Genomic DNA, 18,145 nt, shown 5'->3' on the forward strand with positions numbered 1-18,145 from the left:
GCATCAGGCCGTGAAGATCGGCGCCGGCTCGGTCTCGTCCGGCAGCGCGAATTCGTCGACGAGGCGGGCAAGCCGCAGCGAGACTTCGAGATTGGCGCGCACCGCGGGCCGCCAGGCCTCCTCGACCGGCAGTGCCAGCGCTTTCGATACGGCGTCGATATAGTCGTCCAGCGGCTCGGCCATCACGCTCCCAAACAATCAGTGCACTCTCAGTGGACCGGCAACGGCGGATGCGGGATCGCCGTCAGCAGCTCCTTGGTGTAGTCGTCCTGCGGATCGCTCAGGACCTTCTCGGAAGAGCCCTCCTCGACGATCCGCCCCGTCCGCATCACAATGACACGATCGCACAACAAGCGCACTACATTCAAATCATGCGAGACGAACAGATAGCTCATACCTAGCCGCGCCTTGAGGTCCTGAAGCAGGTTCAGGACAACGGCCTGCACCGAGACGTCCAGCGCCGCGGTCGGCTCGTCCAGGATGACGAGCTTGGGATGCAGCGCGATCGCGCGGGCGATGCCGACGCGGGCCTTCTGGCCGCCGGAGAGCTGGTGCGGGAAGCGGTCCAGCAGATTGTGCGGCAGGCCGACCATCGTGGCCAGCTCCTCGCAGCGGGCGCGGAGCGCGTCGCGGCCCTTGATGTCGCCGAGCTGCATGATCGGGTCGGCGATGGCGCGGGCGGCGGTGAAGCGCGGGTTGAGGCTGTCGGTCGGGTCCTGGAACACCATCTGGATGCGGCTGCGCTGTGGCAGCCGCGCGAAGGACGCCGGCGCGATGCCGCCGATGTTCTCGCCGTCGAACTGGATCAGGCCGGAGGTCTGGTCGAGCAGGCGCATCACCATCATCGACGTGGTCGATTTGCCGCAGCCGGATTCGCCGACCAGGCCGACGCTCTCGCCGTGGCCGATCGAGAAGCTGATGCCGTCGACCGCACGGAACACATCGGGCTCGACCGGCGGCTTGCGGCCGAACAATTTTCCGAGCGTGGCGGTGGCGCCCTGGCGGGGATATTCCTTGACCAGCTTTTCGATGAGGAGAAGGGGCTTTTGCCCCTCCGTGCTTGCTGCGGCCGGCGGAGCTGCTTCAGCAGGCGAGGCGGGCAACGCGCCCTCTTCCTCGGGCAACAGATCCCGCAAGCTCACACCGAGCCGCGGCGTCGCGCGCATCAGCTTCTTGGTGTAGGGGTGCTGCGGGTTGGCGAAGATGTCGGCGGCCTTGGCGGTCTCGACGACGCGGCCCTTCTCCATCACCACGACGCGGTCGCAATAGGCGGCGGCGAGGCCGAGGTCGTGGGTGATCAGGATGGTCGACATCGCGCGGCGTTTTGTGAGCTCGACGATCAGGTCCATCACCGCCTTCTGGGTGGTGACGTCGAGACCGGTGGTCGGCTCGTCCGCGATCAGGAGCTGCGGATTGCAGGCCAGCGCAAGGGCGATGACGACGCGCTGGCACATGCCGCCTGACAGCTCGAACGGATAGGCGTGATAGCGCTCGCGCGGGCGGGCGATCTTGACCTGCTCCAGCGCCTCGATCGCCTTCTCGCCGTGATCGGCGACCTGGGCCTGCTGCACATGGGTGCGCAGCACGTCCTCGATCTGGTCGCCGACTTTCCGGATCGGGTTCAGCGCCGCACGCGGGTTCTGGAAGATCATCGAGACTTCGCGGCCGCGCAGGTCGCGCATCTGGTCTTCGGTCGCGGCCTTCACGTCGATGCCGGAAAACATCACCGAGCCCTCGGCGATCCGGCCGGCGCGGTCGAGGATGCGCATCACCGCGTAGGACGTCACCGACTTGCCGGAGCCGGACTCGCCGACGATGGCGAGCGTCTCGCCCTTGGCGACGGAGATGTTGACGTGCTGCACGGCTTTGACGATGCCGCGGCGGGTGGAGAATTCGACCGTGAGGTCCTGGACGTCGAGCAGCGGCTGGGCGGTCATGCGGGCCTCCCGTCACTCAAAAGGTCGAAAACAACCCCATGCACAGTAGAGATGGCATTGGAATCGTTGGAGAATTTTTGACGTAAATTCACCATCACGTCCTCCGCTGGGGGTCGACGATGTCGCGCAGGCCGTCGCCGAGGAGGTTGAAGCAGAACACGGCGACCATCAGGGCGAGGCCGGGGAAGAGCGCGATCCACCATTCGCCCGAGACCATGAAGCCCGCGCCTTCGGCGACCATGATGCCCCATTCTGCCGTCGGCGGGCGGACGCCGAGACCGATGAAGGACAGGCCCGCGGCGTTGAGGATGGCGTAGCCCATGGTCAGCGACATCTGCACGATCATGATCGGCATGATGTTCGGCAGGATGTGCACCAGCAGGATGCGGAATTCGCCATTGCCTGAGAGACGCGCGGCCTGCACGAAGCCGGCGTTGCGGCGGACGTTGGCCTCGGCGCGCGCGACGCGGGCATAGAGCGGAAAGTTGACGATGGCCGTGGCCAGGATGATGTTCTGCACGGTGTTGCCGAGCGCGGCGACGATGCCCATCGCCAGCACGAACAGCGGGAAGGCCATGATGGTGTCGGCGATGCGCCCGACGATGCGATCGGTCCAGCCGCCGAAATAGCCGGCCGCGATACCGGCGAGGCCCCCCATCAGGAACACCAGCACGACGGACGCAACGGCGATGAAGGTGTCGAGCCGTGTTGCCACGATGACGCGGCTGAAGATGTCGCGGCCGAGCTGGTCGGTGCCGAACCAGTGCGCCGCCGACGGCGGTTTTAGCGCCGCAGCGGTGTCGGAGGTGAGCGGATCGTATGGCACCACATAGGGGCCGAAGATTGCGGCGACCAAAATCAAGATCAGGAGCGCGAAGGCGAAGCCCGTGACCTTGTTCTCGCTCAGCACATAACGGGTCTGCTCGAGGATCGCGGTGAGTCCCGACGTCCGCGCGGGACCGACGGGTTCAACAGCAGGCGCAACGGAGCTCATGATTTAGCCCTCCAACCTGACGCGCGGATCGATCACGCCATAGAGAATGTCGATCACGAGATTGAGCAGCACGTACATGACCGCCATGGTCAGCACGAAGCCCTGCACCGGCGCGAAGTCCGACGAGATCAGCGCTTCCACTGCGTAGGAGCCGATGCCGGGCCACGCGAACACCTTCTCGACCAGCACGTTGGCGCCCAGCAGGAACGAAAACACCATGCTGAGCGTGGTGATCACCGGCAGCATCGCGTTGCGGAAGGCGTAGGTGACGATCACGGTCGCCGGCGACAGGCCGCTGGCGCGCGCGGTGCGGACGAATTCGGATGCAAGCACCGCCAGCATCGAGGCGCGGGTCATGCGCGCGATCGGCGCCAGCGAGAAGATCGCGAGCGTCGTCGCGGGCAGGATGAGCTGGCTCAGCGCCGAGCGGAACGCCTCGAAGTCACGCGCGATCAGGGTGTCGATCAGGTAGAAGCCCGTGACCGTCGGCGGCGCGCTGTAGAACACGTCGAGACGGCCGAGCGGCGCCGGCGACCAGCCGAGCCGGAAGTAGAAGAAATACACCAGCACCAGGCCGGTGAAGAACACCGGTAGCGACACGCCGGCTGTTGTCGTGATGCGACAGAGATGGTCGACCCATGACCCCGGCCGCGTTGCCGCGAGCACGCCAAGCGGAATGGCGATGACGATCGAGACGATCAGGCCGAGCAGCGTCAGCTCGGCGGACGCCGGCAGGCGATTTCGGATCTCGGCCGCGACCGGCTGGCCCGTCGTGAGCGAGTTGCCGAAATCGCCGTGGGCGAGGTCGTTGGTGTAGCGGAAGAACTGCTCGATCAGCGGCCTGTCGAGGCCGAGTTTTTTCCGGATCTGCTCGACGGCTTCCTTGGTCGCGGCGGGGCCGGCGAAGTACGCGGCGGGATCGCCCGGCAGCGCGCGTGTGAGCAGGAAGGTGACGATGACGACGCCGATCAGCGAGGGAATCGCGAACATCAGGCGCTTGCCGATCATGGTCAGCATGGTGCTGCACTCCGAACGAGCGATGCTTGTCTGTCGATGAGCGCGAACGTCGCCCCGCGCTCCGCTGCGTCCCCTCCCCCCTCTTGTCCGCCGAAGCCTTGGCGAAGGCGGATGCGGATGCGGGGGAGGGTTAGGGAGAGGGGTGGCCCCGGGCGAGGTCTGAGTTCGTGGCTACCCCTCTCCCCGGCCCTCCCCCGCAAGGGGGGAGGGAGCCTGAACAGCGTGCTCACCTCACCCATGACCCCTCACCCCTTCGCCATCGCGCGATAGTCCAAGCGGCGGTGGAACCAGTACTGGTAGCCGCTGATGTTCTTCTGCATCGCGACGTTGACGAAGGGTTGGTACAGCGGGATGCGCGGGATGTCGGTGAAGGCGAGGTCGACGAAGCCTTTCACGTCCTTATCGTAGGTCGCGGTGTCGCCGGTGGCGGCCGCGGTGCGCGCGCCGTCGATCAGCTTGTCCATCTCCGCCGACTTGTAGCTCATGGTGTTGAAGACGGAATTGTTGCCGTGATAGCACCAGTAGAAGAAGTACTCGGGGTAATCGAGCCAGCCTGAGAACACGTTGGTGAAGAGCGGCATCTCCTTCTTGTTCAACTCGGTACGCCAGTTGGCGCCGGGCACCTTGTTGATGGTGGTCTTGATGCCGATCTGCGCCAGGCTTTCCTGCACCAGCACGCAGAGCGGCTCGTTGACGCCGGCAAAATTCAGGTCGAACGAGATCGTGGTCTCGAAGCCGTTGGCGTAACCGGCCTCCGCCAGCAGCGCCTTCGCCTTGTCCATGTCGGTGTTGTATTTGTGCGGCTGCGGCCAGGCGACCTCGGTCGGCTTGTCCTTCGCGGCACCGAACATCGGGTTGGCGAGGCCGAACATCACGGCGTCCATGATCTTCTGATAGGGCAGCGCATAGGCCACTGCCTGACGCACCTTCGGGTTGTCGAAGGGCGGCTTGGTGACGTTCATGCCGATATACTGGATGCCGTTGGAGAACGGCAGCGACACGACGTTGAGCTTGCCGTTGGCCTTCATCTCCTGAAAGTCCTTGTTCGGCAGCTCGTAGGAGATATCGGCGTCGCCGCGCTCCAGGAGCGCGCGGCGGTTTCCGGCCTGCGGCACCATGCGCCAGATCACGCGCTTGATCTTCGGCAGCGGACCGCAAACCCAGTCTTCGTTGCGCTCCATGATGACTTCGGTGCCGGCGGTCCACTTCGTCACCTTGTAGGCGCCGGAGCCCGCGGTCTGCTGCTTGGTGAACTCCAGACCCCAGGGATCCTTCTCGCTGGAATTCTTCTTCACCAGCTCGGAGTTGACGATGCAGGGCACGATCACCGCGAGATCAGGGACCGTCAGCCTGTCCTTCTTCAGGAAGTCGACACGCACGGTGTGGTCGTCGATCACGACGAACTGCTCCGGCTTGGTCAGCGAACCCGCGCTCATCTGGAAGGTCGGGAAGCCGCCGACGCTGACCGCACGATCCAGCGACCACTTCACGTCCTTCGCCGTGACCGGCGTGCCGTCGTGGAATTTGGCGTTCTTGCGCAGCTTGAAGGTGACCGACATGTCGTCGATCTTGAACTCCTCGGCGAGCTCGGGCTTGAACTTGTCGCGGTCGTAATAGGGCACGCCGCCGGGGCCGGTCTTCATCTCGTGGCTGATCAGGCGGTCGTAGCAATTCCACGACACCTCATAGCCGGGCACGTTGGTGCCGACACCGTGGATGTCGAGATTGTTGGGGCCGCCCTCCGAGACGATCAGCAGCGTCTCCGATCGCGCGTCGGCATAGGCGGTCGAGATCACCTGTGGCATCGCCGGAAGTGCCGCGCCTGCGGCCAATCCCGATACGGACTTGAGGAAATCGCGGCGCTTCATGGCTACTGCTCCAACACAGAGGTTTTTGGTTGGAACTGGCTTCGCAAGGTTCGTGCCAGAGCTTAACGAGAGCTTACGCGCGACCTAATTGATTGAATTTATGAGAGAAAGCCGCTTTCCAGTCAGCGGGCGACCAGAGCCCAGATCGCGTGCATTGCATACAAAGATACATATTTGCCTATTAAATAGACCGATGAAAATACACGCCCATTCGATGGGCTAGTGGCAAGATCCTTGTTGCTGACGCGCAGGCAGCACGGTGACGGGCGATCAGCCCGGCCAGATCAGGTCCTGAAGTTCGATCAGATCGTTCGCCTTGTCCTGCCAGCCCTCGATGCAGATATGGCTGTTGAGGTCGCTGGCGTGATGCAGCAGCATCAGGGCCATCAGGCGGCGCCTGAGCGTGAAATCCAGCGTCGTGTAGCCGAAACCTTCGAGCAGGCTGCGGACGCGCCCGGGCCGGCCCGCCGCCATGAAGGCACTGGGGCCGAGCAGATCGTAGTCGCGCCATCCCGCCCGCACGTCGCCGAAATCGAACAGGCCGGCGAGCGACCATTCGCCGTTATCGCAGGCGAGCAGAAAATTCTCCGGAATGTATTCGCCGGTCAGGATCACCGGCGGCGCGTCCATCGGGATGAGGCGTGCGGCGTCGCGCATGAGATCGTCGAGGCCGGCCAGGAATTTCGGCGCAAGGCCGAGGCGCTCGTGCCTGACGCGGCAACCCTGCATCTGCTTGCGCATGAAATCGTCCCAGCGCGGCTCGATGCGTGCCAGCGGACCAAGCGGCGCGCGCTGCACGGAGGCGATGGTCTCGCCGATCTGGCGCAGCAGGCGCTCCTTCTGCCCCTCCGGCAGGGACGGCCAGGCCTCGGAGCCGAGCGCGCCGGCAAGGCGGGTGATGACGAGATAGGGCCAGCCGTCGCGCGTTCCTTCCGCGACGATCTCGGGGATCGGCAGATGAAGGCGGCCGGCAAGCTGCGTGAGAGAGCTGCGCTCGGAGACGAATTGCGCGTGCAGCAGCGGCGGGAAGATTTTCAGAATCAGGCGCTCGCCGAGGCCGACCACGAGATTGGTGCCTGTTACAAACACATGTGGCGAGCTGGTATCGAGACCGTGGCCGCGCGCGATGTCGAGCGCGACCGGCAGCCATCGCGCCGGCTCCGTGCGCAAGGCGCGGTAGGCTTCAAGGCTCGTCGACGCGGACGAGCCCCATACGCCCGCGGAATCCGGCGGCAGCGTCTCCTCCATCACAGCGTCGATCTATTCCAGGACATTCCTATTCCAAGACATCCTTGACGCTGTTCTTGATGGTCGCGGGGACGGCATGCTCGGGGACTTCGATCGTCTTGGCGCCGCGCGTGATCCGGTAGCTGAACGCGTCGGCCTGGCCCGGATGCGCGGCAGGAACCTTCTTCGGATCGGCAAACAACGCATCCACCGTCTTCTGATCGGCGTCAGACAGCTCCGACACAGACACTTCACCGCGACTCTTGAGGTGGGGTCCGCCGAATCCGGCGAAGCCTCCGACGCGCTCGATCTTCAAGCGATCCACGCTTGCTTCCTTTCGCTGGCCGGAGCCACGCTCCGTTGGAAACGGAACGGGGCTCCAGATCTCATCTTGACGCGTTCTCTCGGCGCGAACCGGTATCGACGTCGCGCGAAAACGCTTCTACAGCCCGACCTTGGACCATCCCGCGTTGACGGCGGCGTAGACGGCGGCATCGCCCGGATACAACGTGTGGGCACCCTGCCGGGTCCGCGCCGCAAACGCCTTCATCGTCATATTCGGCGTCGGCCCGAAGCCGGTAAGTGCATTATACCACACCTGCCCGATCTTGGCCCAACTGTATCCGCCGAGCGTGATGCAGGCCGTGCAGAAGGCGAGGTTCGGCGGACCGCTGGAGTAATGCGGATCCATGCCCGGCGTAATCTGGGAATATTTGGTCGGTTGCGGCGCCAGGCAGTGCTTGGCCGCGGGATCGGCCATGTCGCGCAGGCAGGTGAACCCCTGCTTCTTGGCGGCCGGCCCCATGATGTCGCGCCCGATCAGCCAGTCGGCCTTCTTGACGTCCTGCTTGGCTTCCCACTGCCGGAACATCGAGCCGAAGCAGTCGGAGACGCTCTCGTTCAGACCACCGGCATCGCCGCTATAGTTGAGCTGGAGGCTGTGCTGGGTCACGCCGTGGGTCAGCTCGTGGCCGATGACGTCGTTGCCCTTGGTGAAGTCGACGAAGATGCTGCCATCGCCGTCGCCATAGACCATCTGCGAGCCGTTCCACATCGCGTTGTTGTACTTGTCGCCGAAATGGACCGACGACATCATCGTCATGCCGTGATCGTCGATCGAATTGCGGTTGAAGACCTGCTGGTAGAACTTGGCGACCTTGGTGGTCTGGTTGAAGGTGCGCTTGACCGACGCATCCGAAGACGTCTTCGGCTTCGGTATGGGCGTGCCCGGCAGCGTCTGCGTGTGCTTGCAGTCGTAGACCGTGACGGCCGGCGCGCTCGCCAGCATGACGAGCCCGCCGGCCCGCGCCGCGGCAACGCTGGTGAGACGCATGGCCTGGTTACGCAATTCGCGCAGTTCATGGCTGATCTGGACAGTGTCGACGAGTTGCTTGCGAAGCGGAGCCGACAGCTTCTTGTCCTGCGAGAGCCTGGTCAGAACGTCGTTCGGGATGATGCAGCATGTGCATGTCATTGACGATCTCCAATGCAGTTTCCGAAAATGGATGGGTGAAACAACCTCACGATCTTCCTGCCGGCGAGCGGCAAGCGTCGGCGCCAGCCTGGCGCAACGCGTTCGCGATTATCGCAGGATCACGGCCCGTTGAATGTGATATCGCACACACTTCCGGGTTGCGGTGTGTGCGGCGGCGGACGAAGGCCGCGCGTGCCTCGCCCTAAAGCGCGATGAGATCGCGCTTTAGGTTATCGTTTAAGCATGATCCTACCGGAAAACCGCTTCGCACTTTTTCCGGATCATGCTTTAGCGCTCCGGACTGGCGCGTTCGAACTGGCGCAGCAGCTTGTTGCCGCGCTCGGCCGCCGCATCGAGCGCGGCTTGCGCGCTCTTCTGGCCGGTGAAGGCCTGCTCGAGCTCGTCCTCGATCGCGCCGCGGATCAGCACGAAGGAGCCGAGCCGGATGCCCTTCGAGTTCTCCGTCGGCGGATGCAGCGTGATCTCCTCGAACGAGATCGACGAGCCCGGATTGCGCTCGTAGAATCCCTGCGCGCGCGTCAGCTCGAAGGCGGCGCGGGTGATCGGCAAGTACCCGGTGTTCTGGTGCCAGGCGGCTTGCACGCCGGGCTGCGACAGATAGGCGAAGAACCGCGCCACGCCCTTGTATTCCTGGCGCGGCCGGTCGCGCAGCACCCACAGCGTGGCGCCGCCGATGATCGAGTTCTGCGGCGCGCCCGCCACGTCAGGCCAATACGGCATCATGCCGTAGCCGATCTCGAATTTCGAATTCGCCTTGATGTCGGCGCGCGTCGCCGAGGAGCCGATGAAGATGCCGCATTCGCCGTTCTGGAAGCGCGGCTCGGCCGACTGCCCGCGGCCGCCATAGTCGAACAGTTTTGTCTTCTGCCACTCGCTGAGCTGGGCGATATGCTTGACGACGACCGGATTGTTGATGGTCAGCTCGGCATCGAGACCGGCAAAGCCGTTGGTGCGCGTTGCCAGCGGCAGATTGTGGAAGGCGGAGAGGTTCTCGATGTGGATCCAGGACGGCCAGGACGTGGTGAAGCCGCACACCGCGCCGCGGTCGCGCAGGCGCTTTGCCGCCGCACCCAGCTCCGGCCAGGTCTTCGGCGGTGTCTCCGGATCGAGGCCGGCGTCGCGGAACATGGTCTTGTTGTAGTACAGGATCGGCGTCGACGAATTGAACGGGAACGACAAGAGATTGCCGGCCGCATCGGTGTAATAGCCGGAGACCGCGGGCAGGTAGTCGTTGAGCGAGAACGGCTCGCCCTGGTCCCGCATCAGGCTGAACACCGGATAGATCGCGCCCTTGGCCGCCGTCATGGTGGCGGTCGCGACCTCGTTGACCTGGACGATCGCGGGCTGGCTGCGCGAGCGGAAGGCGAAGATCGCCGCCGTCACCGTCTCGGTGTAATTGCCCTTGTAGGTGGGGACGATGCGATAATCGGACTGCGAGGCGTTGAAGTCGGCGGCGAGCTTTTCGAGCTGCTTGCCGAGCTCGCCCGACATCGCGTGCCACCAGGCAATGTCGGTGGCGGCGCGCGCCGGGGTGGCCAGCGTGAGAGCCGCAAACGCGGCGACGATCTGCACAAGGCGTAATGCTGAGGTCACGATGGCTCTTCCCACCTCGCGCCGAAAAAGGCGACCTGCGCCTGCTTACGGCGTGGCTCTGCCGGTTTCAATCGGAATGAAGCGCGGCCGCGCCGCACAATCATCCGTGACCCTTCCCGGGCCTGCGGCGGGATGGCCTTCCTTTAACCATCTGCTAGATTGCATTGAACCTTTTGGTCCCGCCATAGACTCCACCACTGAGGGGTTGAGTGTGCCAGTGTTGAGCCGTGCCGAACTCTCGCGGACCGGAGCGATCTTCGTCGCGCTTCTGATCGCCATCGGCGCGACGAGCGCCGTTGCGCGCGAATTCCGCGCTGCCGACACCCAGACCGAGGATTACCCGACCGTGCAGGCGCTGCGCTACATGGGCGCCCTGATCGCCGAGCGCACTGGCGGCCGCCACGAGGTCAAGGTGTTCCACTCGCGCCAGCTCGGCGAGGAGAAGGAAACCATCGAGCAGACCCGGGCCGGCGCCATCGACCTCAACCGGACCAATGTCGCCCTGATCGGCAATTTCGTCCCGGCGATGAACGTGCTCGCCATGCCGTTCCTGTTCCGGTCCATCGAGCACATGCAGAGGGTGCTGGACGGGCCGATCGGCAGCGAGATCCTCGGCAGCTTCGAGTCCTATGGCTTCGTCGGGCTCTGCTTCTACGATTCCGGCGCGCGGTCGCTCTACAATGGCGTCCGGCCGGTCAGGAGCGTGGCTGACCTCAAGGGCTTGCGGATCCGGGTGCAGCAATCGGAGTTGATGAGCGAGATGATCCGCGCGCTCGGGGCCGAGCCGGTCGAGATGCCCTATGGACAGGTCCTCGCCGGGCTCGCCAACCACCTCGTCGACGGCGCCGAAAACAACTGGCCATCCTTCGTGACGACCGATCATTACAAATATGCGGGCCATCTTGCGCTCACCGAGCACACGATGAGCCCCGAAGTGCTGGTGATCTCGCTGAAGGCGTGGCGGAGCCTGTCGGCGGACGACCAGCAGATTTTCCGCGAGGCCGCCGCGCACTCCAGCCGCTTCATGCGCGAGAAATGGCGCGACCTCGAGCAGCAGTCGCAGCGCAAGGCGACCGAAGCCGGCGTCACCATCGTCAGGGATATCGACCGCAAGCCGTTCGAGGACGCGATGACGGCGATCTACACCAGGGCCGGCCGCGATCCCGCCGCGGCCGCACTGATCGAACGTATTCGCAAGGTGGAGTAGGCCCGGTTGGCTGCGCTTGGACACAGCGAGCACGCGGACAGGCCGCCCGGCCCGATCGGGCGGCTGCGCGCCCGCCTCGTTGGCGTGCTCCGTGCGGTACCGATCCGCTGGCGCATCCTGTCGATCGCGGCGCTGAACTCCGCCGTGGTGATCGTGCTGGTCGGGCTGATCTGGAACGGCTCGCAGGTGCTGGGCTCGGCCTGGGACGACGTGCGCCAGGTCCGCGAATCCGACCGCATCCTGGCGCTGCTCGAAAGCGAGACCGGGCGCCTGCAGAACCTGATCCACCGCTACATCAACCAGCCGAGCCCGGACCTGTTCGCCGAGATCCTGCTGCTGCGCGAGGCGGTGCTGGGCACGCTGACCAACCGCGCCGCCAAGGACCCGATGCTGGCAGGCTCTGTGGAGGAGCTGGAGCGCACCACCGACCGCTTCCTCAACGGTTTCGGCGAGCTGCGTAGCGTGCAGGCCACCATCGCCAGGACCTATGAGGACCAGGTGCAGGGCCCGGCCAGGGACATGGCCGGCCTCTATTCCATCATCGAAGGCGCCACCGGCCATCGCGACGCGCTGATCTGGCCCTCGCTCGGCAAGTCGCGCGAGGCCTTCACCGCGATGCTGGTCGCGGCCAATTCGTACTATCTCTCGCTGTCGCCGGGCGCGGCCGACGACGCGCGCCGCAACACCGAGACGATCGAGAAGACCATTCCGGTCATGATCGATCTCGCCGACAACGACCTCCAGCGCATGGCGCTGCAGCGGCTCGGGGCGCGCACCACCGCGCTGCGCGAGGGTTTTGCAAAGCTCTCCGAGCAGCTGACGAGCCGCACCGAGCTGCTCCGCAACACCATCGACGCCAGCCAGGCCGAAGCGATCGGCGCCATCGACGACCTCTCCACCAAAATGCGCCAGCGCGAGCAGAAGGCGCAGGAGACGTTCGACCGCACGCTGGCGGACATCTCTCGCCGCGTTCTCTCCATTGCGGTGATCTTCCTCGGCATCATCCTCACCGCCGGCGTGCTGATCGCGCTGTCCATTCGCCTGCCGCTGCAGCAGATCATGGCGGCGATGCGCGCGATCACGCTCGGCGACCTCGACCGCGAGGTACAGGGCACCAAGGCCCGCGACGAGGTCGGCGCCATGGCGCGCGCGGTGGAGGTGTTTCGCGAGAACGCGATCGCGAAGCGCCAGACCGAGGACGAGCTGCGTGCGTCCAAGGAGAAGGCCGAGAGCGCGCTGCTCGAGCTCAACACCGCGCAGCAGAATCTGATCGACGCCGAGCGGCTCGCAGCGCTCGGCGGCCTCGTCGCCGGCGTCGCCCACGAGGTCAACAACCCGATCGGCATCAGCCTCACGGTTGCCTCCAGCTTTGCCCGGCGCAGCGAGATCTTCGAGGCCCAGCTCAAGGGCGACGGCGGCCTGCGCCGTTCGCAGCTCGAGGAATTCGTGCAGTCCTCGCGCGACGCCTCGCAACAGCTCGTCGCCAACCTCACCCGCGCCGGCGAGCTGATCCAGTCGTTCAAGCAGGTCGCGGTCGACCGCTCCCATGCCGAGCGGCGGCAATTCTCACTCAGCGAAGCCACCGACCAGATCATCGCCAGCCTCAGACCGGTGCTGAAGCGCTCGCCGATCACGCTCCAGGTCGACGTGCCCGAGGGGCTGCTGCTCGACGGCTATCCCGGCTCCTACGGCCAGATCCTGACCAATCTGTTCCTCAACGCCGCCAACCACGCCTTCGCCGACGGGCGCGCCGGCACCATCACGATCTCGGCACGGCCGCGCGGGTCCGACGACATCGAGATCATCTTCACCGATGACGGGGCCGGCATGACCCCCGACGTGCAGCGCCAGGCCTTTGACCCATTCTTTACCACGCGGCGCAATGAAGGTGGCACGGGACTCGGCCTCCATATCGTCTATAACCTCGTCACCCAGCAGCTCGGCGGTCGCATGATGCTGGAATCCAAGCTAGGACAAGGCACTACTTTTCGCATTATCATGCCCCGCGTCGCCAAGGGCGGCGCGCAAAGCACAGAGACTGACGGGACTTCTCAATGGCCGAACAGGACGATGTCCTCCACCTGATCGACGACACCGGTACCGCGTCGGAGGATACCAATGCCCGCAAATGGAAGATCGCCGTCATCGACGACGATCCGGCCGTGCATGACGGCACCCGTTTCGCGCTCTCGGATTACAGCCTGAACGGCCAGAGCCTGGAGATCCTCTCCGCCCATTCCGCGGCGGAAGGCCGCAAGCTGATGGCCGTGCACAACGACATCGCCGCGGTGCTGCTCGACGTCATCATGGAGACCGACGTCGCCGGCCTCGAGCTGGTCGAATACATCCGCAACGAGCTCAAGAACGAGACCGTGCGCATCATCCTGCGCACCGGCCAGCCCGGCCAGGCGCCGGAGCGGCGCGTGATCGTGCAGTACGACATCAACGACTACAAGGCCAAGACCGAGCTCACCGCCGACAAGCTGTTCACCTCGCTGACCGCGGCGCTGCGCTCCTACCAGCAGCTCGAGCGCATGGTGCAGACGCGGCGCGGCCTCGAGATCATCATCGATGCGGCCTCCACGCTGTACGACTTCAAGTCGATGCAGCGGCTCGCCGAGGGCGTGCTGACCCAGCTCGCCTCGCTGCTCAATGCCGATTGCGCCGGTATACTGGTCCTGCGCGACAATGGCGGGATCGACCCCGAGCTCTCGGTGCTCGCCGGCAGCGGCTGCTACAGCCGCTTCATCGGCACGACCTCATCCAAGGCGCTCGACCCTGATTTGCGCGCGATGGTGGAAGCCGCCTTCCAGGGCCGCAAGAACGAATTCGCCGACCACCGCAGCGTGATCTACTTGCGCACCGGATCCGGCCGCGAGGTCGTGGTGCTGCTGCAGGCCGAGCGCGAATTGTCCGAGACCGACCGCTCGCTGGTCGAGATCTTCTCCAGCCGGCTCTCGATCGCCTTCGACAATGTCATCCTCTACCAGCAGCTCCAGGACGCCAACACGCAGCTGGAAGACCGCGTCGCCCAGCGCACCCGCGCCCTGATGCAGGCCAACCGCCGGCTCTCCGCGCAATGGCTGCGGCTGCAGCGCGCCAACGGCTTCAAGAACGAGATTCTCGGCACCGTCGCGCACGATCTGAAGAACCCGCTCGGCGTCATCCTCGGCCGCACCGAGATGCTGAAGGAGCTGATCTCGACCGGGGCCTCGTCGAGCGGCGTGGTCTCCCAGGTCGACCACATCCGCGACGCCACCAAGCGCCTGACCACGATGGTCGATCACCTGATCTCGGACGCGATGGCCGATGCGTTCGACATCACCATCCGCCGCGAGCCGGTCGACGTTGGCGCGCTGGTCAAGGAGGTCGCCGACGCCAACCAGCCGCTCGCCGTCAACAAGCAGCAGGCGATCAGCGTCACCGCGCCGTCCAACATCGTCACCATGTGCGACACCGACCGCATCCGCGAGGCCATCGACAACCTCATCAGCAACGCCATCAAATACTCCCCGATCGGCGGCAAGATCGGCATCGCCGTCAGCCATGAGGGCAGCGAAACCGTCGTCCGCGTCAGCGACGAGGGCGCCGGCCTGTCGCCGGAGGATCTCGGCCGCCTGTTCGGCCGGTTCCAGCGGCTGTCGGCCAAACCGACCGCCGGCGAGAGCTCGACCGGGCTTGGGTTGTCCATCGTCAAGCGTATTATCGACATGCATGGCGGCGAGGTGACGGCCGACAGCGACGGCCCCGGCAAGGGCTCGACCTTCACCATCACCCTCCCCGCGACCGAGACGCCGTGATCGAGAAGCCATGACCCAAAGCCAGCACATCATGATTGTCGACGACGAGGCCCCGGCCCGGGAGATGGTCGGCGATTACCTCAAGATGCACGGCTTCACCGTGACGCTGTGCGACGGCGGCAAGTCCTTGCGCGCCGCGATCCAGGGCAGCATGCCCGATCTCGTCGTGCTCGACCTCAACATGCCCGAGGAAGACGGCCTGTCGATCATCCGCGACCTCAAGAGCCGCATCAACGTGCCGGTCATCATGCTCACCGCGACGGCGAGCCCGATCGACCGCGTCGTCGGGCTCGAGCTCGGCGCCGACGATTACGTGGCAAAGCCTTGCGAGCTGCGCGAATTGATGGCGCGCATCCGCTCGGTTCTGCGGCGGAGCACGCCGGCCAAGGCCGCCGCCGCTGAAGCGGCGCCCGCGAAATCGGACAAGGACCAGCTCGTCCGCTTCGGCACCAAATGGCTCGACCTTGAAGCCCAGGCACTGCGCGACGACGAGGGCAACGAGCATCCGCTGACGGCGTCCGAGTTCGGGCTGCTGAAAGTGTTCGCGGCCAATCCGAAGCGCGTGCTGTCGCGCGAGCGGCTGCTCGAGCTTGCCAATGCGCGCGACGCCGAAGCCTTCGACCGCGCGGTCGACCTGCGCATCATGCGCATCCGCCGCAAGATCGAGCCCGATCCGGCAAAACCCGCCGTGATCCGCACCATCCGCGGCGGCGGGTATCTGTTCTCGCCGGCGGGCGAGAAGGCGTAGGGGCGGGCGGCGGCAACCGACTTCCTGGCCACGAAATGCACCTTGGCGGGAGCCAAATAAACGCTAAGGTTGTGGTTCTTTGCATATATTCACTCCCTTGTGCAATAGTTTCACATTCCATTCTTGATTTTGTGCAACTACTGCACTATACTGGCGTTGTCGGGGCGACATGGCGAGCATCAGTGCTCCCCTAACCAACTGCAAAATCTACATTTATCCGGGGGATCATAATCCGCCTCACTTTCATCTGAAGGGGCCGGACTCCAGAGCCTCCGTAAACTTGGTCACTTTGGAGGTTATGGCCGGGAAGGCGTCCAAGAAGGACTTGGCGGAAGTTAGGGAATGGGCCGCAAAGCCAGAAAATCTGGCTGTATTAGTGTTGGAGTGGAGAAGGCTCAATGAGCGCGAATGATGCCGTCGATAGTGGGATTCCAGTCCCCCGACTGGCCACTGTTCAACCGCTCCACGACTTCGTTCTTCGAGTGAAATGGGCTGAAGGGGCACGAGCGGGGCGCGAAGACTTCGTGGACGTAAGCCCTGCCATTTTTAGTTACAAAGTCTACCGCCCCCTGCGGGATGAAAATCTCTTTCTGACAGGCATCCTTGTTGAAGATGGCGATGCTGTTGCTTGGGGAGACACCGAAGACTTGATGATGTCCGCAGACACCATCCAATCGCTCGCGCAGGAGAGTTGGACACCAAAAGAGTTTGCCGATTTCCTGATACGAAACAGACTGACCCAAGAAGCTGCTGCGGCTCTCCTCGGACGAAGTCGGCGTCAGATCGCGACATACGCAACGAAGGGACCAATACCCCGCGTTATCGCGCTGGCTTGCTACGGCTTTGAATCGCTTCGACGCGATCGATTCCTGCAGGGTACAGGTGGTATCGGCGCACAACCGCCAAAGGTACATTCCGGTTCGCCCCCTGATCCAACTGATCGAGCAACGCCGCGCCAACGTGTTTTGCCCTAGGGCTCTTCTTTCAAGATCGAGCCTTGAGGGGGCCGACGCCGAACGCAAATCTCCCAAATGCGTTCCCACCTACTTCGTCCCCGCCAAATCTCCACCCCCGTATTTTCCGTATATTGAAATTCCACGACTTTTTACCTCGAATGTTTCGTCGCGGCCTGTCCGACGAAACAATTTGGCAGCGCACGAAACCATTTTCCCCTTTTCGTGCAGACGTCCCGAAACGTTGGCTCATTAACACTTCGGCTCAAGGAAACGCCGCTCGGTTGCGGCGCTACGGGGAGCTAAGTCAATGCCGAACGTCATCGCCATCAACGCCCAGGCCAGCCAGAGCATCATTGCCGCTCAGGCGACTTCGGACGACATGCTTCTGGAAAGCATTGCCGACGGCAACCGGACGGCCATGCACATCCTCTATTGCCGGCACAATGTGCGGGTTTATCGCTTCATCCTGCGCATCGTGCGCGACGCCACCACGGCGGAAGATCTGGTCAGCCAGGTGTTCCTCGACGTGTGGCGGACCGCCAGCCAGTTCCAGGGCCGCTCGCAGGTTTCGACCTGGCTGCTTTCGATCGCCCGCTTCAAGGCCCTGACCGCGATGCGCCAGCGCCGCTTCGAGGACATCGACCAGGAAGACGTGCGCCAGATCCCTGACGATTGCGACACGCCCGAGACCTCGCTCGACCGCAGCGACACCAGCGCCATCCTGCGCGCCTGCGTCGCAAAGCTGTCGCCCGCGCATCGCGAGATCATCAACCTCGTCTACTACCACGAGAAATCGGTGGAGGAGGTCGGTCAGATCATCGGCATCCCGCAGAGCACGGTGAAGACCCGGATGTTCTACGCCCGCAAGCAATTGGCCGATTTGCTTAAGGGCGCCGGCGTCGATCGCTTCGCCGCGTAAGGACAATGATTTCAAAGGGATAGGACCGACTTTCAGCCCTATCCCCGGACACGGAAGCGTTACCGCCGACGAAACAATTGAAACAGACGACAACATCAGGCGGAAAAACTTCCCTCCTATAAACCGCACATACGGTTTCGTTAAACCTCCCAAGACCTCCAGCGACCCGGACGATGCCCCCGTCCGGGTCGTTTTGTATTTGGGAGGCGAAGTGAGGCGGCCCCGCTCTCTCATTCCCTCCCCCCTTGCGGGCTATCCGATTCACACATCGGTTTGGCCCATCTGCGACTGGCGCATCAACAGATTGGCGCCGCGCTTCATGGCTTGGAACTCGAGCCAGCCCTGAAGCATGACGATGGGGCCCGGCTTGCCGTAATAGCCCGT

The 18,145-nt window shown here is 64.2% G+C and carries 16 protein-coding genes; 7 read left to right on the forward strand and 9 right to left on the reverse strand.

Features of this window, described 5'->3' with window-relative positions:
* Positions 1-3: 3 nt before the first annotated feature.
* The 9 genes from VGR99_RS09455 to ugpB all read right to left on the reverse strand — a co-directional run bounded on the left by VGR99_RS09455 (position 4) and on the right by ugpB (position 10,146).
* Complete coding sequence (locus VGR99_RS09455) at positions 4-183, reverse strand: DUF4089 domain-containing protein (protein WP_018316853.1); 180 nt, start codon at positions 181-183, stop codon at positions 4-6.
* Positions 184-209: 26 nt separating this feature from the next.
* The gene (locus VGR99_RS09460) at positions 210-1,937 is read right to left on the reverse strand and encodes an ABC transporter ATP-binding protein (protein WP_326898076.1); all 1,728 of its coding nucleotides are present in this window, start codon (positions 1,935-1,937) and stop codon (positions 210-212) included.
* A 94-nt stretch (positions 1,938-2,031) separates the two neighbouring features.
* On the reverse strand, positions 2,032-2,931 hold the full coding sequence (locus VGR99_RS09465) for an ABC transporter permease (RefSeq protein ID WP_326898077.1): 900 nt from the start codon (positions 2,929-2,931) through the stop codon (positions 2,032-2,034).
* 3 nt (positions 2,932-2,934) lie between these two features.
* Positions 2,935-3,948 (reverse strand): ABC transporter permease, encoded by a 1,014-nt coding sequence (locus tag VGR99_RS09470; RefSeq protein ID WP_326898078.1) that lies wholly within the window; start codon positions 3,946-3,948, stop codon positions 2,935-2,937.
* A gap of 245 nt (positions 3,949-4,193) precedes the next feature.
* Positions 4,194-5,816, reverse strand: coding sequence for an ABC transporter substrate-binding protein (locus VGR99_RS09475; RefSeq protein WP_326898079.1), 1,623 nt, complete (start codon positions 5,814-5,816; stop codon positions 4,194-4,196).
* A 270-nt stretch (positions 5,817-6,086) separates the two neighbouring features.
* Positions 6,087-7,064, reverse strand: coding sequence for an aminoglycoside 3'-phosphotransferase/choline kinase family protein (locus VGR99_RS09480; protein ID WP_326898080.1), 978 nt, complete (start codon positions 7,062-7,064; stop codon positions 6,087-6,089).
* 28 nt (positions 7,065-7,092) lie between these two features.
* The gene (locus VGR99_RS09485) at positions 7,093-7,368 is read right to left on the reverse strand and encodes a protealysin inhibitor emfourin (protein WP_326898081.1); all 276 of its coding nucleotides are present in this window, start codon (positions 7,366-7,368) and stop codon (positions 7,093-7,095) included.
* A gap of 117 nt (positions 7,369-7,485) precedes the next feature.
* On the reverse strand, positions 7,486-8,517 hold the full coding sequence (locus VGR99_RS09490; protein ID WP_326898082.1) for a M4 family metallopeptidase: 1,032 nt from the start codon (positions 8,515-8,517) through the stop codon (positions 7,486-7,488).
* 288 nt (positions 8,518-8,805) lie between these two features.
* Entirely contained in the window at positions 8,806-10,146 is a 1,341-nt protein-coding gene (gene ugpB, locus VGR99_RS09495) for a sn-glycerol-3-phosphate ABC transporter substrate-binding protein UgpB (protein WP_326898083.1), read from the reverse strand.
* A 196-nt stretch (positions 10,147-10,342) separates the two neighbouring features.
* Between ugpB and VGR99_RS09500 the strand changes: the two genes are divergently transcribed.
* From VGR99_RS09500 to VGR99_RS09525, 7 genes are all read left to right on the forward strand, one after another.
* Positions 10,343-11,338, forward strand: a complete 996-nt coding sequence (locus VGR99_RS09500) for a TRAP transporter substrate-binding protein (protein ID WP_326898084.1) — start codon at positions 10,343-10,345, stop codon at positions 11,336-11,338.
* A 54-nt stretch (positions 11,339-11,392) separates the two neighbouring features.
* Positions 11,393-13,423 carry a sensor histidine kinase gene (locus tag VGR99_RS09505; RefSeq protein ID WP_326898089.1) on the forward strand — a complete coding sequence of 677 codons (2,031 nt, stop codon included), beginning with the start codon at positions 11,393-11,395 and terminating at the stop codon, positions 13,421-13,423.
* Positions 13,393-15,138, forward strand: coding sequence for an ATP-binding response regulator (locus tag VGR99_RS09510; RefSeq protein WP_326898085.1), 1,746 nt, complete (start codon positions 13,393-13,395; stop codon positions 15,136-15,138). The genes VGR99_RS09505 and VGR99_RS09510 overlap by 31 nt, the downstream gene beginning before the upstream one ends.
* A 10-nt stretch (positions 15,139-15,148) precedes the next feature.
* A complete protein-coding gene (locus VGR99_RS09515; RefSeq protein WP_326898086.1) occupies positions 15,149-15,886 on the forward strand; it encodes a response regulator in 738 nt (245 codons plus the stop codon).
* 169 nt (positions 15,887-16,055) lie between these two features.
* Positions 16,056-16,298, forward strand: coding sequence for a DUF4160 domain-containing protein (locus tag VGR99_RS40085; protein ID WP_414645102.1), 243 nt, complete (start codon positions 16,056-16,058; stop codon positions 16,296-16,298).
* Positions 16,285-16,860 (forward strand): hypothetical protein, encoded by a 576-nt coding sequence (locus tag VGR99_RS09520; RefSeq protein ID WP_326898087.1) that lies wholly within the window; start codon positions 16,285-16,287, stop codon positions 16,858-16,860. The genes VGR99_RS40085 and VGR99_RS09520 overlap by 14 nt, the downstream gene beginning before the upstream one ends.
* A gap of 289 nt (positions 16,861-17,149) precedes the next feature.
* Positions 17,150-17,761, forward strand: a complete 612-nt coding sequence (locus VGR99_RS09525) for a sigma-70 family RNA polymerase sigma factor (protein WP_326898088.1) — start codon at positions 17,150-17,152, stop codon at positions 17,759-17,761.
* Positions 17,762-18,145: the final 384 nt, after the last annotated feature.

Source organism: Bradyrhizobium sp. (assembly GCF_035935975.1).
Taxonomy (GTDB): Bacteria; Pseudomonadota; Alphaproteobacteria; order Rhizobiales; family Xanthobacteraceae; genus Bradyrhizobium.

What these genes read in the sequence shown, in the direction of transcription:
- VGR99_RS09470 (WP_326898078.1), bottom strand. Translation starts at nt 3,948, where the DNA reads ATGCTGACCATGATCGGCAAGCGCCTGATGTTCGCGATTCCCTCGCTG.
- VGR99_RS09475 (WP_326898079.1), bottom strand. Translation starts at nt 5,816, where the DNA reads ATGAAGCGCCGCGATTTCCTCAAGTCCGTATCGGGATTGGCCGCAGGC.
- VGR99_RS09510 (WP_326898085.1), top strand. Translation starts at nt 13,393, where the DNA reads ATGGCCGAACAGGACGATGTCCTCCACCTGATCGACGACACCGGTACC.
- VGR99_RS09460 (WP_326898076.1), bottom strand. Translation starts at nt 1,937, where the DNA reads ATGACCGCCCAGCCGCTGCTCGACGTCCAGGACCTCACGGTCGAATTC.
- VGR99_RS09520 (WP_326898087.1), top strand. Translation starts at nt 16,285, where the DNA reads ATGAGCGCGAATGATGCCGTCGATAGTGGGATTCCAGTCCCCCGACTG.
- VGR99_RS09455 (WP_018316853.1), bottom strand. Translation starts at nt 183, where the DNA reads ATGGCCGAGCCGCTGGACGACTATATCGACGCCGTATCGAAAGCGCTG.
- VGR99_RS09525 (WP_326898088.1), top strand. Translation starts at nt 17,150, where the DNA reads ATGCCGAACGTCATCGCCATCAACGCCCAGGCCAGCCAGAGCATCATT.
- VGR99_RS09480 (WP_326898080.1), bottom strand. Translation starts at nt 7,064, where the DNA reads ATGGAGGAGACGCTGCCGCCGGATTCCGCGGGCGTATGGGGCTCGTCC.
- VGR99_RS09515 (WP_326898086.1), top strand. Translation starts at nt 15,149, where the DNA reads ATGACCCAAAGCCAGCACATCATGATTGTCGACGACGAGGCCCCGGCC.
- VGR99_RS09465 (WP_326898077.1), bottom strand. Translation starts at nt 2,931, where the DNA reads ATGAGCTCCGTTGCGCCTGCTGTTGAACCCGTCGGTCCCGCGCGGACG.
- VGR99_RS40085 (WP_414645102.1), top strand. Translation starts at nt 16,056, where the DNA reads ATGGCGAGCATCAGTGCTCCCCTAACCAACTGCAAAATCTACATTTAT.
- VGR99_RS09490 (WP_326898082.1), bottom strand. Translation starts at nt 8,517, where the DNA reads ATGACATGCACATGCTGCATCATCCCGAACGACGTTCTGACCAGGCTC.